Origin of the sequence: Massilia sp. IC2-278 (assembly GCF_020708045.1) — a bacterium.
Taxonomy (GTDB): domain Bacteria; phylum Pseudomonadota; class Gammaproteobacteria; order Burkholderiales; family Burkholderiaceae_D; genus Telluria.
This window is the reverse complement of the sequence record NZ_JAJFES010000002.1, coordinates 123,759-137,391: the sequence shown is the minus strand read 5'-3', so window position 1 is coordinate 137,391 and position 13,633 is coordinate 123,759. Positions and strand designations below refer to the sequence as shown.

At 65.3% G+C, this 13,633-nt stretch carries 13 protein-coding genes; 3 read left to right on the top strand and 10 right to left on the bottom strand.

What is annotated here, in order from left to right; translation table 11 throughout:
* Positions 1-2: 2 nt before the first annotated feature.
* Genes gspE through LK540_RS05425 form a run of 3 tightly spaced genes read left to right on the top strand, consistent with a single transcriptional unit; the run spans position 3 to position 3,373 of the window.
* On the top strand, positions 3-1,424 hold the full coding sequence (gene gspE / locus LK540_RS05435; protein ID WP_229436032.1) for a type II secretion system ATPase GspE: 1,422 nt from the start codon (positions 3-5) through the stop codon (positions 1,422-1,424).
* Between the two features lie 4 nt (positions 1,425-1,428).
* Entirely contained in the window at positions 1,429-2,649 is a 1,221-nt protein-coding gene (gene gspF, locus LK540_RS05430; RefSeq protein WP_229436031.1) for a type II secretion system inner membrane protein GspF, read from the top strand.
* A 10-nt stretch (positions 2,650-2,659) separates the two neighbouring features.
* Positions 2,660-3,373: a type II secretion system protein N gene (locus LK540_RS05425; protein WP_229436030.1), complete on the top strand. Its 714-nt coding sequence runs from the start codon at positions 2,660-2,662 to the stop codon at positions 3,371-3,373.
* Between the two features lie 309 nt (positions 3,374-3,682).
* On the opposite strand, the gene LK540_RS05420 is transcribed toward LK540_RS05425, so the two are convergent.
* The 10 genes from LK540_RS05420 to LK540_RS05375 all read right to left on the bottom strand — a co-directional run bounded on the left by LK540_RS05420 (position 3,683) and on the right by LK540_RS05375 (position 13,318).
* Positions 3,683-4,414, bottom strand: coding sequence for a helix-turn-helix domain-containing protein (locus LK540_RS05420; protein WP_229436029.1), 732 nt, complete (start codon positions 4,412-4,414; stop codon positions 3,683-3,685).
* A 327-nt stretch (positions 4,415-4,741) separates the two neighbouring features.
* Positions 4,742-4,945, bottom strand: a complete 204-nt coding sequence (locus LK540_RS05415) for a hypothetical protein (protein WP_229436028.1) — start codon at positions 4,943-4,945, stop codon at positions 4,742-4,744.
* An 11-nt stretch (positions 4,946-4,956) separates the two neighbouring features.
* Positions 4,957-6,294 carry an ATP-dependent protease ATPase subunit HslU gene (hslU, locus tag LK540_RS05410; protein WP_307729160.1) on the bottom strand — a complete coding sequence of 446 codons (1,338 nt, stop codon included), beginning with the start codon at positions 6,292-6,294 and terminating at the stop codon, positions 4,957-4,959.
* A gap of 14 nt (positions 6,295-6,308) precedes the next feature.
* Positions 6,309-6,845 carry an ATP-dependent protease subunit HslV gene (gene hslV, locus LK540_RS05405; protein WP_229436026.1) on the bottom strand — a complete coding sequence of 179 codons (537 nt, stop codon included), beginning with the start codon at positions 6,843-6,845 and terminating at the stop codon, positions 6,309-6,311.
* A 124-nt stretch (positions 6,846-6,969) separates the two neighbouring features.
* Positions 6,970-8,397, bottom strand: coding sequence for a hypothetical protein (locus tag LK540_RS05400; protein ID WP_229436025.1), 1,428 nt, complete (start codon positions 8,395-8,397; stop codon positions 6,970-6,972).
* Between the two features lie 274 nt (positions 8,398-8,671).
* Positions 8,672-9,124 (bottom strand): RNA polymerase-binding protein DksA, encoded by a 453-nt coding sequence (gene dksA / locus LK540_RS05395; RefSeq protein ID WP_229436024.1) that lies wholly within the window; start codon positions 9,122-9,124, stop codon positions 8,672-8,674.
* Between the two features lie 197 nt (positions 9,125-9,321).
* Positions 9,322-10,386 (bottom strand): GTP-binding protein, encoded by a 1,065-nt coding sequence (locus LK540_RS05390; RefSeq protein ID WP_229436023.1) that lies wholly within the window; start codon positions 10,384-10,386, stop codon positions 9,322-9,324.
* Positions 10,387-10,504: 118 nt separating this feature from the next.
* Complete coding sequence (locus LK540_RS05385) at positions 10,505-11,431, bottom strand: tyrosine recombinase XerC (RefSeq protein WP_229436022.1); 927 nt, start codon at positions 11,429-11,431, stop codon at positions 10,505-10,507.
* 2 nt (positions 11,432-11,433) lie between these two features.
* A complete protein-coding gene (locus LK540_RS05380) occupies positions 11,434-12,096 on the bottom strand; it encodes a DUF484 family protein (RefSeq protein ID WP_229436021.1) in 663 nt (220 codons plus the stop codon).
* 175 nt (positions 12,097-12,271) lie between these two features.
* Positions 12,272-13,318, bottom strand: a complete 1,047-nt coding sequence (locus LK540_RS05375) for a porin (protein ID WP_229436020.1) — start codon at positions 13,316-13,318, stop codon at positions 12,272-12,274.
* Positions 13,319-13,633 lie beyond the last annotated feature (315 nt).

Here is a 13,633-nt window from a genome sequence, read left to right as displayed (position 1 = left end):
CCATGACTAATCTGTTGCCTTACGCCTTTGCCCGCGACCACGGGGTACTGGCGCGCGCCGGCGACGACCCGGCGCAAAGCATCGAAGTGCTGATCTCGAACGCCACGCCGCCGGCGGCGATCGCCGAAGTGTCGCGCCGCTTCGGGCGCATCGCCCTGCGCCGCCTCGAGCGCAGCGAACTCGACGACGCCATCGCCAGCGCCTACTCCTCGGCCGGCGGCGACGCCAACCAGGTGGCCGACGAATTCGACGCCGACCTCGACCTGACGCGCCTGCTGCAGGACGTGCCGGCCATCGAAGACCTGCTCGAATCCTCCGACGACGCGCCGGTCATCCGCATGATCAACGCACTGCTCACGCAGTCGCTGCGCGAAGGCGCCTCCGACATCCACATCGAACCTTTCGAGCAAACCTCGGTCGTACGTTTCCGCATCGACGGCGCCCTGCGCGACATCGTGCGTCCGCGCAAGGGCATCCACGCCTCGCTGATTTCGCGTATCAAGATCATGTCGCAGCTCGACATCGCCGAAAAACGCCTGCCCCAGGATGGCCGCATCACGCTGCGCATCGGCGGCAAGCCCGTCGACGTGCGCGTCTCGACCCTGCCGACCGGCCACGGCGAGCGCGCCGTACTGCGTCTGCTCGACAAGGAAGCCGGCCGCCTCGATCTGTCGCACCTGGGCATGAGCCCGGATTTGCTGCCGCAGTTCGACAAGCTGATCAACCAGCCGCACGGCATCGTGCTGGTCACGGGCCCGACCGGTTCGGGTAAAACCACCACGCTGTACGCGGCGCTGTCGCGGCTGAACGCCTCGACCACCAACATCATGACGGTGGAAGACCCGATCGAGTACGACCTGAGCGGCGTCGGCCAGACCCAGGTGAATGCGCGCATTGACATGACCTTCGCCAAGGCCCTGCGCGCCATCCTGCGCCAGGACCCGGACGTGATCATGATCGGCGAGATCCGCGACCTGGAAACGGCGCAGATCGCGGTCCAGGCCTCGCTCACCGGCCACCTGGTGCTGGCGACCCTGCACACCAACGATGCCGCCGCCGCCGTCACGCGTCTGCTCGACATGGGCATCGAACCGTTCCTGTTGTCGTCATCCTTGCTGGGCGTGATGGCGCAGCGCCTGGTCCGCAAACTCTGCCCGCAGTGCAAGAAAAGCGACGGCGTGCAATGGCATGCGGTCGGCTGCGAGCGCTGCGGCCACACCGGCTACCAGGGGCGCGTCGGCGTCTACGAGCTGCTGGAAACCGACGAGCGGATCCGCGCCCAGATCCACAACCAGGCGTCCGAAGCCGACATCCGCACGGCGGCCCAGGCCAGCGGCATGAAAACCATGCGCGAAGACGGCGAACGCTGGCTGCGCGAAGGCGTCACCACGCAGGCGGAACTGCTGCGCGTGACCAAGGACTGAGGCGATGCCGGCATTCCGTTACGAAGCCGTCGATGGGGGCGGCGCCACGCGCAAGGGCGTGGTCAATGCCGACAGCCCGCGCGCCGCGCGTGCCGACCTGCGCACCCAGGGGCTGACGCCGTTGAGCGTCGAAGCCATCGCGGCCCAGGTCGATGCCTCCGGCGCCACCCGCGCGCGCGGCATCGGCGAGCGCCTGTCGCAAAACGAACTGGCGCTGTTCACGCGCCAGCTGGCCAGCCTGCTCGAAGCCGGCCTGCCGCTCGAGCAAGCCTTTACGGCGCTGCTGGAACAGGCCGAAAAGCCGTATTTGCGCGACCTGATCGCCTCGATCCGCTCGGAAGTGATGGGCGGTATTTCGTTTTCGGCCGCGCTGTCGCACCACCCGCGCGACTTCGCCGAAATCTACCGCGCCCTGGTCGCGTCCGGCGAACAGATCGGCCAGCTGGCCAAGGTGCTGTCGCGCCTGGCGGACTACATCGAGCGCCGCAATGCGCTGGTGCAAAAGGTGCGGCTGGCGTTCACTTATCCGGCCATCGTTACCGTGGTCGCATTCGCCATCGTGATCTTCCTGCTCACCTATGTGGTGCCGCAGATCGTCTCGGTGTTCGCGAATACCAAGCAGAAGCTGCCCTTCCTGACGGTGGTGATGCTGGCCGTGTCCGACTTCATGCGGGCTTGGGGTATCGTGCTGGGCCTGGCCCTGGTCGGCGCCTGGTTTGCCTGGCGTAACGCGCTGAAAAATCCCGTGCTGAAACGGCGCTGGCATACCTGGCTGCTGACGGCGCCCGTCTACGGCAAGTTCGAGCGCAGCCTGAACACGGCGCGCTTCGCCAGCACTCTGGCGATTACCACCGGCTCCGGCGTGCCGATCCTGCGCGCCCTCGACACCAGCCGCGAAACTTTATCGAACGTTGCGATGCGTGATCTGGTCGAACAGGCGACGGGCAGCGTGCGCGAAGGCGTCAGCCTGGCGCGGGCGCTGTCGGCGCAAAAGCATTTCCCGCCGATGCTGGTACACATGATCCGCGCCGGCGAGATCACCGGCGAACTGCCGGCCATGCTGGAACGCGCCGCCAACTCGCAGCAGGCCGACCTCGAGCGCCGCACCCTCACCATTGCCGGCCTGCTGGAACCGGTGCTGATCCTGGCCATGGGCCTGGTCGTGCTGCTGATCGTGCTGGCCGTCCTGATGCCGATCATTGAAATCAACCAGCTGGTGCGCTAACAAGGACATCATGAAGCGTTTGCCTCTCCTTCTCACCCTGCTTGCCCTGGTCTTCCTGGCGGTCTCCGCCACCTATTGGGGCATGCAGTTGTACAAGCCGCAGCAGCGCCAGATCGCCGCTGCGCCGCCGGCCGGCATCCCCGAACCGGCGCCCGATGCCGCCGCCACCCTGTTCGGCGGCCAGGCCGCCACGGCCGTCGTCACCAATTACCAATTGACCGGCATCGTCTCGGCCGGGCGCGACAGCGTGGCCATCATCGTCGCCGACGGCCAGCCGCCGAAAGCCCTGAAGGTCGGCCGCGAACTCGCCCCGGGCGTGACGATCAGCGAAGTGCATCCGCGCTACGTGATGCTGTCCGACGGCGGCGTCATGAAGCGTGTGGAACTGATGGCCGACACCAAGCCGGCGATTCCCTTGTCGGGCGCGGCCATGCCGCCGCAGGCGCCACCGATGCAGGCCGCCCCGGTCGGCGCCATGCCCGCGGTCGAACCGCAAACCGCGCCTGGCGCCGTGGTGCGCGGCCCGCCGCCGCCGGGCGAAGTCGACCCCGTGGTGGGGCCGAACGAAGAACCGCCGCAGGAAACCCCGCCATCGCCAGCTGCAGCCAACTACAACCAGGTAATGCAGGGCAACAACAACGTGCCACCGCCACCGGCCGAGCCGCAAATGCCGCCGCCAACGCGGGTGATGGGGCAGCCGTCCAGCGACCAGCCGACGCAGTAAGGATAGCGGGGCCGGCAGGAAGTCGCGCCCCCGCGAACGTGCACCCGGCCAGCAGCCGCAACCGTAGGGTGGGCACTCCGTGCCCACGCGGAACGCCGCGTCATCGTTGTCTCCTGCACGAGGGTTGGCAGAAACTTGTTGATCAGGTTCGAAAGCGACACGTTAGCGCTGATCTCTTCACCCGCCAACACCTCACCACGTCCTCAGCAAGCTCCGGCGGCGCATCGCCGCAAGCTTCCGCGTGGGCACAGCGTGCCCACCCTACGGTCGCATTTGCCGGCCAGTTCCAGCGCATTACCTTGCAGGCAATTACCGCCGCAGCGCCGTAAACGCCGCAAACTCCCACGACCTGAACCCCACCACCAGGCTCATCCCATCCCGCTCCTCGGCCGGCAGCCTGCGGTCGTGCTTGTGCAGCCGCGCCAGCTCGGCCGCCAGCTGGGCGATCTTCTGCGCCACCTCGGCGGCGCTGGCCGCCGACAGCCGCGCAGGCAAGCACATCAGAGTCTCGCCCGGCCCGTCGAAACGGCCAGCAAAATAATCCGGCACCATGTGCTCGCGGAAGAATTGCTGCACCGGTCCATCCGGCAGCCAGTGGAAGGCATGCGAAACGCGCATGCCGTAGCGGTTCAGCGGACGCAGCTCGATCAGGCCCAGCCGGTCGAGCTCGGCCATGGCGGCGATGCATTCGGGCTGGGTCAGGCGGTAGTTGTCGACGATTTGCTCGAAGGTCCAGTGTCCCAGGCAGCAGATCGCCACCAGCAGCAGGTGGGGCTTGGCGACCAGGGCGGTTTCCTGGGGCAGGGTCAGGGCATCGGCCTGGGGGCGCGCATCGGCCGCGCGGCGCAGCACGTCTTCCAGGGCAATGCCCCCCGCCTGGCAGATCTGCGCCAGGCGCGACAGCGGCATGTCCTTCTGCCCGAACAGGCGCTTGACGCTCGACTCGCTCATGTCGATGCGCTCGGCCAGGGTTTTATAGGTGAGATTCGCCGCACGCAGCTCGGCGCGCAGCACGTCGACGATCAGCTCGGGTGAGCTCATGGGAATCCTGTTGGATGGCGGTTAGCGCCGCACAATGTACAGGTGAATTGTTAGACAGGCAAGATGGGTGGGCGAGAACGTTGGCGATGCCAGCGGCGGTCGGAGTTTAACGCGCCTTGGTTCATGTGATGAGACCGCGTGGACACGTCCATCGATGCTCCCAGCATCAATGACCCACTCTACAAAAGCGATTAACGTAGTGGCACAGGCGTCCACCCTACAAAAGCGATGCACGTAGGGTGGACTCCCGAGTCCACGCGGTCTTTCGTGTCGATGCAAACCCGACAGGTTGAAACGAACCAGGCAGGGAGCCACGGCTCCTCGACCTCACTCGTCCTCGTCCGCCGTCAGCTTCACCTTCTTCAACTGCCGCTTGGCATCCTGGCGCTCGCTCGACAAGGGTTTGGCGTGCGCGCCAGCCGAGCGGGCCTTGGCCAATGCGGCGAGCGGGTTGCGCGGCTTGCCGAACTGCTGCGACGGTTCGACGCGCAGCCGCATCTTTTGCCGGGTTGCGAGTGCCTTGTTTGCCATGCTCGCCTCCGTTACAGCACGTAGCGCGACAGGTCTTCGTTGGCCGACAGCACGTCCAGGCGCTCGTTCACGTAGGCGCCGTCGACCGTGACCAGCTTGTCCTGCATGTCGCTGGCGCCGAACGAGACTTCCTCGAGCAGCTTTTCCATCACCGTGTACAGGCGGCGCGCGCCGATGTTCTCGGTGCGTTCGTTGACCGAGAAGGCGATCTCGGCCAGGCGGTGGATGCCGTCTTCGGTGAAGTCGACCTTGATGCCTTCGGTGCCCAGCAGTGCTTCATACTGGGTCGTCAGGCAGGCGTCGGTGCTGGTGAGGATGCGCTTGAAGTCGTCGATCGACAGCGATTCCAGCTCCACGCGGATCGGGAAGCGACCCTGCAGCTCGGGAATCAGGTCCGACGGCTTCGACAGATGGAAGGCGCCCGAAGCGATGAACAGGATGTGATCGGTGCGGATCATGCCGTACTTGGTGTTCACGGTCGTGCCCTCGACCAGCGGCAGCAGATCGCGCTGCACGCCGGCGCGCGAGACATCGGCGCCGCCGTGTTCCGAACGGGTGGCGATCTTGTCGATCTCGTCCAGGAAGACGATGCCGTTGTTCTCCACATTGTGGATCGCCTTCTGCTTCATCTCGTCTTCGTTGATCAGGCGCGCCGCTTCTTCCTCGGCCAGCACCTTCATCGCTTCCTTGATCTTCATCTTGCGCGCCTTCTTGCGCGTGTTGCCGACGCCGGCGAACATCGACTTGATCTGTTCCGTCATTTCTTCCATGCCCGGCGGCGCCATGATTTCCATCTGCGGCGCAGCGTCGGCCACTTCGATTTCCACTTCGCGGTCGTCGAGCGAGCCTTCGCGCAGGCGCTTGCGGAAGGTCTGGCGCGTGCTGTCGCCTTCCTTTGCCTCGGCCGCGGCGCTGACGTTGAAGCCGAAGTCGCGCGCCGGCGGCACCAGGATGTCGATGATGCGGTCTTCGGCCGCGTCTTCGGCGCGCTGGCGCACCTTTTTCATTTCCGATGCGCGCGTCTGCTTGACGCCGATGTCGATGAGGTCGCGGATGATGGTGTCGACGTCGCGGCCGACATAGCCGACCTCGGTGAATTTGGTGGCTTCGATCTTGATGAAGGGCGCGTCGGCGAGCTTCGCCAGGCGGCGCGCGATTTCGGTCTTGCCGACGCCGGTCGGGCCGATCATCAGGATGTTTTTCGGCGTGATCTCGTGGCGCAGCGGCTCGGCCACCTGCTGGCGGCGCCAGCGGTTGCGCAGGGCGATGGCGACGGCGCGCTTGGCCTTGCCCTGGCCGACGACGTGCTTGTCCAGTTCCGACACGATTTCGAGAGGAGTCATGTTCATGATATGCATGCCGGTCAGTCCAGCGTTTCAATGATGTGGGACAAATTCGTATAGATGCAGAGCTCGCCGGCAATCGTCAGCGCTTTCTTGACGACCTCGGCGGGCGGCAGCTCGGTGTTTTCCTGCAGCGCCTTGGCCGCGGACTGGGCGTAGATGCCGCCCGAGCCGATCGCGCCGATGCCGTCTTCCGGCTCGAGCACGTCGCCATTCCCGGTGATGATCAGTGTCACTTCCTTGTCGGCCACCAGCAGCATGGCTTCGAGCCTGCTCAGCATGCGGTCGGTGCGCCAGTCCTTGGCCAGCTCGACCGAGGAGCGCAGCAAATTGCCTTGATGCTTTTCCAGCTTCGCTTCGAAGCGGTCGAGCAGGGTAAAGGCGTCGGCGGTGGCGCCGGCGAAACCGCACAGGACCTTGCCCTGGTAGAGTTTGCGCACCTTGCGCGCCGAGCCCTTCATGACGACGTTCCCCAGGGTGACCTGGCCGTCGCCGCCCAATGCGACTTGCGAGCCGCGACGTACACTCACAATGGTGGTGCCGTGAAATTGTTCCATATCTGCCTCGTGGTTAACTAGCCCTCCGCAAGTGGGGCTGTTGCACAAAATTGCAAGACAGGATGACACTTAAGCTCAGCAGTATTCGCGCAGCCCTGGTCCGGGACGCCGTTCAGTATGCCGTTCAATACTTGTGCGCATACAGGCGCGCGCAGTCGCCATAGTTCAGGAGGCGCAGCAGAGCCGCCACCATGTGGTTCAGGTCGCGCAGCTCGACCGGATGCCCCGCACCGGCCAGGCTGCGCAGCCGTACGTGCAGGGCGCCGGCCGCGCTGAACCCGATGCGCGCCAGGCGCGAGCAGTCGAGCACGACCGGCGCCGCAAGGGCGGGGACACCGGTATCCGGCTGGCCTACGCCAGGACTGGCGCCTGCGGCCTGCTCCAGCGCCGGGACTGCCGTTGCACCTGCCGTCTGGACGGATGCCGCCTGTGCCGACGCATACGCATCGATGGCCGCCAGCAGCGCGCCGATATCGCCATCGACCAGCGGCGGCAACAGGAAACGTTGTTCGGCCCCGGGCGCTGCCGCAAGGGAAGGCGCCGCGTTGCCCGGATCGGCCGCACCGCCAATGCCGTCCGCGGCGCGCAGCGGCGTCTCGAACGAAGGCGGCGAGACTTCAAAGGTCACGCAATAGTCCATCGCGGTTTCCTCGAAGTCCTTCTCGCGGTCCAGCAGCTGCAGCAGTTCGAGCAGGAGCAGCCAGGGTGCTTCGCCACTGCCGCGTTCGCCGATCGCCAGCATCGGCCGCAGCACCGCCAGCAGCGCATCGGCGCTGGCCAGCACCACCGGACGCCCCGCGCGGCGCAAGGCTTGCAGGCTGGCGAGCAGGGCGGCGCAGCCTGCGGCATTCGCGCTGCGCACGGCGCCGAAGTCGAGCCGCACCGGCGTGCCCGGCGGCGCCGGCTTATGCAGGGCCGGCAGGTGGGCGCCCAGGCTGGCGTCGAGCGTGGCCGGCAGGCGCAGGGTGGGTGCCACGCCGGCAAAGGCTTCTTGCGCCTGGCGCGGCAGGCGGTCGGTGTAGGCGGGCGGGGAAGTTTCGAAATGGCTGGCGTAATCGATGGCGATGCTGTCGAATTCCTGCTCGCGGCCCTGGGCCTGGTAGAGGTCGAACAGCATCCACCAGGGCAGGCGTTCGGACCGTCCGAGTTCGGCCAGGCAATCGCGCAGCATGCCTTCGGCCAGGTCGGCCTGGCCGTTGGCGTAGAGAATGGCGCTTTCCTCGACCACGGGCGCATTCGCCGGCGTGAGGTCGGCTTCCGGCTGGCCGTCCAGGGGGCCGAGTTCGGTATCGGCGTCCGAGGCCAGCGGCGCGGCGGCGGCGGCCGGCGGGCGGTGGCCGCTGCCCCAGCCGGTGTCGCCGTCGTCGAGCAGGTCGGTGGTCATGGCCAGTTCGATGGCGTCGATCTTCGCGGCGGTGGCGCGGGCGATTTCGCGCTGGCGCTCGCGTTCGGCTTCGGCGGACAGGCGCGAAGGCTCGCCCGCGCGCAGGCGCGTGGCCGGCGCTTCGGCTACCTGTTCGTTCTTTTTCTTCAGGAAGGAAAATAAGCCCACGTCGTTTCCGCCTATCGTTTGCCCCGTGTTTATTGCTTGATGCGCGGTAGCGCCCCCTGGGTCCGGAGCGCTCATCCATGACGGTAGCACGGACGCCCGCGGCACGCCCTGCGCACACGTGCGCAGGCGCAAACCCGCTGCAGGCCAGTACCCGTATCCGTACCAGTGTATCCCATAGGAAAGATTTCGACGGCACGCTTGAGGCCGCCGGGTAGGTAGAAAAGAAAAAAGCATGCGGTTTCGCGCATGCTTTTTCGGTGGGGGCTGGAAGCGATCAGTCGCCGTACAGCTTTTGCTTCAGTTCGCGGCGCTGCTGGGCTTCCAGCGACAGGGTGGCGGTCGGGCGCGCGATCAGGCGCGGGATGCCGATCGGCTCGCCGGTTTCTTCGCACCAGCCGTATTCGCCGGCTTCGATGGCGGCCAGCGATTGCTGGACCTTTTTCAGCAGCTTGCGCTCGCGGTCGCGGGTGCGTAGTTCCAGCGCATGCTCTTCCTCGATGGTGGCGCGGTCGGCCGGGTCCGGGACCAGGACGGTTTCGCGCAGGTGCTCTGTGGTCTCACCGGCATTTTTCAGCAGCTCTTTCTCGAGCTGTTGCAGGCGGTCCTTGAAGAACGCGAGCTGGGCCGGGTTCATGTAGTCCTCGTCGCCCATCGCCCGAATTTCCTCTTCCGAAATGAGTCGGTCTTCGGACTGCGCGGCGGTATTCGATTTCGTTGTTTTAGTCATGTTGCCTTCGATACGACAGAGGTTTCATTTTATCAGCTGGCTCATCAGCACTGGGTTACCAACAGTGAGCGCTACCAGCTGCCATGACGGCGCTGCAATCTGCCGTCCTCGCCCCCGGACTGGCCGGCGGCGGCTACTCGACGGTGCCTGTCACGCCGTGGCAAAAAGCGCAACGGGTACCGTAAAACCGGGATAGTTTATACCAAACATTGTTCCAATCCGCGGATAAATACGTCTTTTGGTAAATTTTTACCAATAAACACCATTTTACTGCCACGGGCTTCGTTCTCTTCCCACTTTGCGCCCAGGTCGTTGCCCATGATTTGATGCACGCCTTGGAACACGACTTTGCGGTCGGCGCCCTGCATCGACAGCACGCCCTTGTAGCGCAGCATGTTCGGACCGAACACCTGCACCAGGCTGCCGAGGAACTGGTCCAGGCGTTCCGGGTCGAAGGCGCGCTCGCTCTTGAACACGAAGGCGGCGATGTCGTCGCTGTGGTGCGAATGGTGGTGGTCGTGGCTGCAGGCTTCGCCGTGGGCATGGTCGTGGCCGCAGTGCGCATGGTCGTGACCGTGGTGCTCGTGATCGTGCTCGTGCTCGTCGGCGCGCAGGAAGTCGGGGTCGAGCTCGAGCTTGTCGTTCAGGTTGAAGCCGCGCAGGTCCATCACCTCGCTCAGCGGCGCACTGCCGAAGTCCGAGGTCGAGATCGGCGCACGCGGGTTGATCCGTGCCAGGCGCGCCTTCAGGGCCTCGATGGCGGCGGCGTCGACCAGGTCCAGCTTCGAGAGCAGGATCTTGTCGGCAAAGCCAACCTGGCGCTGGGCTTCCTCGTGGCGGTCCAGCTGGTCCATCGCATGGCGCGCGTCGACCACGGTTACCACGGCGTCGAGCAGGTAGTGAGCGCCAACTTCCTCGTCGACGAAGAAGGTCTGCGCCACCGGGCCGGGGTTGGCCAGGCCCGTGGTTTCGATGACCACGCGGTCGAAAGCGAGTTCGCCGGCCTCGCGCTTTTGCGCCAGGTTCGTCAGCGCCACGATCAGGTCACCGCGCACGGTGCAGCAGATGCAGCCGTTGTTCATCTCGACGATCTGTTCGCCGCTGTCCTGGACCAGGATTTCGTTGTCGATGTTTTCCTGGCCAAATTCGTTTTCGATGACGGCGATGCGCAGGCCGTGCTCCTCGCGCAGGATGCGGTTGAGGAGGGTGGTCTTGCCGGCGCCGAGGAAGCCGGTCAGGATGGTGGCAGGGATCAGTGACATGGTCTTTACGTTGCGTTCAGCCCGGTTTGGGCGCGGAGAATCGAAAGATTATGCCGTAATTTGCAATCTGCCACCATCAACCGTGCCTGCCCTTGCGCCAGCTCAGGCGAATCCTTGGCTATTTCGCTTTCGCGCGCGGATGGGCCTGGTCATACACTGCGGCAAGATGCTGGAAGTCGAGCGCCGTATACACCTGGGTCGATGTGATGCTGGCGTGGCCCAGGAGTTCCTGCACCGCGCGCAGGTCGCCCGAGGATTGCAGCAGGTGCGAGGCGAACGAGTGGCGCAGCACGTGCGGGTGCACGTGCACCGGGGTGCCGGCCTTCAGGGCATGCTGTTTCAGGCGGTGCTGTACCACGCGCGGCGTGATCCGGGTGCCGCGGCTGGAGAGGAACAGGGCGGCGCTGCCGTCGCTTGCCGGCGGACGCACTGCCAGCCAAGCCGCCAGCGCCTCGCGCGCCGGCCCGCCCACCGGCACCCGGCGCATCTTGCCGCCCTTGCCGGTCACGACCACGTCGCCGGCGGCGGCATCGAACCAGCCGAGCGAGGCGCCGTGCGCATGGTCGGTGTACGCCAGGTCGAGGCCGGCCAGTTCGGATACCCGCAGCCCGCTCGAATACAGGAGTTCGAACATGGCGCGGTTGCACAGTTCGTCCGGTTCGGGATGGCCGTGCCGGTTTGCTTCCAGCAATTGCACCGCGTCGTCGACGGCCAGCGCCTTCGGTAGCGATTTGGCGCGGCGCGGGGCACGCACGCCGTCGACCGGGTTGGTCGGCAGGGCGGCGTGCAGCGACAGCCATTGATAGAAGCCGCGCCAGCCGGACAGCTTGCGGGCGATCGAGCGCGGATTCTGGCCGGCGGCATGCAGGCGCGCGGCGAAGCGGCGCATGTCGGCGTGGCTGAGACGGGGCCAGTCGGTGTGGCCGGCCAGCTGCGCCAGTTCGGCCAGGTCGCGCCGATAGGCGGCGATCGTATGCGGTGACAGCTGGCGCTGGGTGAGGAGTTCACCCAGGTAGCGCTGCGACCAGTCGGCGCCGCTGTCCATGTTCAGGCGCGCAGCGGGGCCAGCGCGGTGCTGGCGCTCTTGCCCAGCTGGACCAGGAAATCGGTGGCCATTACCGGGCTGAAGCGTTCGGCATCCGGCGAACCCAGCACCAGCAGGCCAAAGGTCTTGCCGTCGGCCACCAGCGGCAGCAGCACGGTCGAGCGTACCGCGGCCGGGTCGTCGAGCCAGCGCACCGCTTCGAAATCCTTGTTCGGGCCGCAATAGGGGGCGCGCAGGCTTGACGCGAACAGGCGCGCATCCTCGGCCACGCCGGCCGCGAACGGAGCGTCGGTATGTTCCGGCGCCACGTTCCACAGGCGCAGGGTGGCTTGCGGCACGCCGAAGTGTGCGCGCAGGCCGTCGACCAGGTCACGCGCCATCGCCGCGCCGCCTTCCGAACGCAACAGCGTCAGATGCCATTCGTGGAAATTGTTCAGGATCGTGGTGTTGTCGGTGGCCGTACGCAGCAGCTCGGCCATGCGCAGCTCCAGCGCGTTGTATTTCGCGCGCATCACTTCCATTTGCCGTTCCTGCAGCGAGACCGCCTTGCCGGTCAGCGGACTCGACAGTTTAACTTCGCCCAGCAGGCCGGCATGTTCTTCGAAAAAGCGGGGGTGGTCGGCCAGGTATTGGGCGACAGCGGCGGAATCCAGGGTGGCGGTCATCTCAGGCTTGCGGTAATGGTGTGTGCCCAATTTTACCCGAGCGGAGCAGGGCGGCGGGCAGAAAAACGGCCCGGGCGCTCCCGCGGCAACGCCAGGACCGGAACGAAAAAAGGCGGACACCGTTGCCGGTGTCCGCCTTCCTTATCCATTCTGCCGGGCCGGAGCCCGCATCAGCTTAGAACGAGTGGTTGATGCCCAGGTCGTAGTAGTTGACCGAACGCTCGTCACGCAGGGTGGTGGCGTTTTGCGGGCCCTTCTTGCGCGATGCGTCGATGTACAGGTAGGTGCGCTTCGACAGGCTGTACTCGTAGCCCAGCGAGAACTGCTTGGTCTTGACCCAGTTGTCCGGATCTTTTTGGCCGTAACCGACCAGGACCTTGCCCGGACCCATGGTGTAGTTGGCGCCCAGCACCCATGCGTTGGTCTTCGAGCCTGGCAGGCCGGCGAAGAAGGCGGTGTTGTCCTGGTCCTGGCGGGTGTACAGGGCCATCAGCTTCAGTGCCGGGGTAGCCATGAACGAACCGGCGGCCGACCAGACCTTGGTTTCGACAGCGTTACGCTCGTAACCCAGCATCAGGGCTGCAGGACCGTTGTTGTAGGTGGTCGAGATCGAGAACGGGTTGGCCGAGGCTTCTGCGCCGGCAGCGTACTGGCCGACTGCGCGACCGTTGGCGCCCGCGCCTTCCTTGGTGGCGATGGCGGCGTTCACCTGGAAGCCGCTGGTGACCGGCGAGTTGTACCAGAAGGCGTTCGACCAGCGGTTGTTCGACGAGTTGTTCGGCTCCAGCGGCGCCGAGTTGTAGCCGGCGACTGCCAGGTCGGTATAGAAACCGCCCTGGTTTGGCAGTGCGTGCCATGGCTCGAAGGCGCCGATGGTTTCCTGGTACGGGGTCAGGCCACGGCCGATGCGGACCATACCGAAGTCGCCCTGCAGGCCGACGCGGCTCTGGCCCTGGAACAGCGGACGCGAACCGTTTTCGACGGTGCCGGTGTCCGACTCGTAGCGGATTTCCAGTTGGAACAGGGCTTTCAGGCCGTTGCCCAGGTCTTCGGTGCCCTTGAAGCCCAGGGTGTTGGCGGCGCGCTTGCCGATCGACAGGGTGTTACCACTGCTCTTCTGGACGCCAGCGTCCAGGGTGCCGTAGATCTGAACGGCGGTTTGTGCATGGGCAACGCCGGCGAAAGCGCCAACAAGAGCGACTGCCATCAGTGACTTTTTCATTTATTCGTATCCTTCTTATAGGTGAATCGGGATCCAGAGAGCATTGAGACTTTATTGGTTTGCTGAACACTCGGACGAGTGAACAGTAATTGCTTAATGCGTCAAGGTTGTCGGATTGGTTAATTATGCGTGCTGGACTTGGTGGAAAGCCAATTTAACCAATCGTGCTGTTGTATTTTCGAAACGCCGAGTTCGCCTTTTTGCACCACTGGAGTGCTTGCCGCACTGCAATGTGGCTGAGTTCCGCTTCCTTTCGGTGCCCTTGTTCGATATCAATCATTGGACGGTTCGGGACATGCCGGGCCCGGTGCTGGC

Bases quoted from the DNA above. Each gene is read 5' to 3' on its own strand.
- gspE (WP_229436032.1), top strand. From the start codon at position 3: ATGACTAATCTGTTGCCTTACGCCTTTGCCCGCGACCACGGGGTACTG.
- gspF (WP_229436031.1), top strand. From the start codon at position 1,429: ATGCCGGCATTCCGTTACGAAGCCGTCGATGGGGGCGGCGCCACGCGC.
- LK540_RS05425 (WP_229436030.1), top strand. From the start codon at position 2,660: ATGAAGCGTTTGCCTCTCCTTCTCACCCTGCTTGCCCTGGTCTTCCTG.
- LK540_RS05420 (WP_229436029.1), bottom strand. From the start codon at position 4,414: ATGAGCTCACCCGAGCTGATCGTCGACGTGCTGCGCGCCGAGCTGCGT.
- LK540_RS05415 (WP_229436028.1), bottom strand. From the start codon at position 4,945: ATGGCAAACAAGGCACTCGCAACCCGGCAAAAGATGCGGCTGCGCGTC.
- hslU (WP_307729160.1), bottom strand. From the start codon at position 6,294: ATGAACATGACTCCTCTCGAAATCGTGTCGGAACTGGACAAGCACGTC.
- hslV (WP_229436026.1), bottom strand. From the start codon at position 6,845: ATGGAACAATTTCACGGCACCACCATTGTGAGTGTACGTCGCGGCTCG.
- dksA (WP_229436024.1), bottom strand. From the start codon at position 9,124: ATGACTAAAACAACGAAATCGAATACCGCCGCGCAGTCCGAAGACCGA.
- LK540_RS05390 (WP_229436023.1), bottom strand. From the start codon at position 10,386: ATGTCACTGATCCCTGCCACCATCCTGACCGGCTTCCTCGGCGCCGGC.
- LK540_RS05385 (WP_229436022.1), bottom strand. From the start codon at position 11,431: ATGGACAGCGGCGCCGACTGGTCGCAGCGCTACCTGGGTGAACTCCTC.
- LK540_RS05380 (WP_229436021.1), bottom strand. From the start codon at position 12,096: ATGACCGCCACCCTGGATTCCGCCGCTGTCGCCCAATACCTGGCCGAC.
- LK540_RS05375 (WP_229436020.1), bottom strand. From the start codon at position 13,318: ATGAAAAAGTCACTGATGGCAGTCGCTCTTGTTGGCGCTTTCGCCGGC.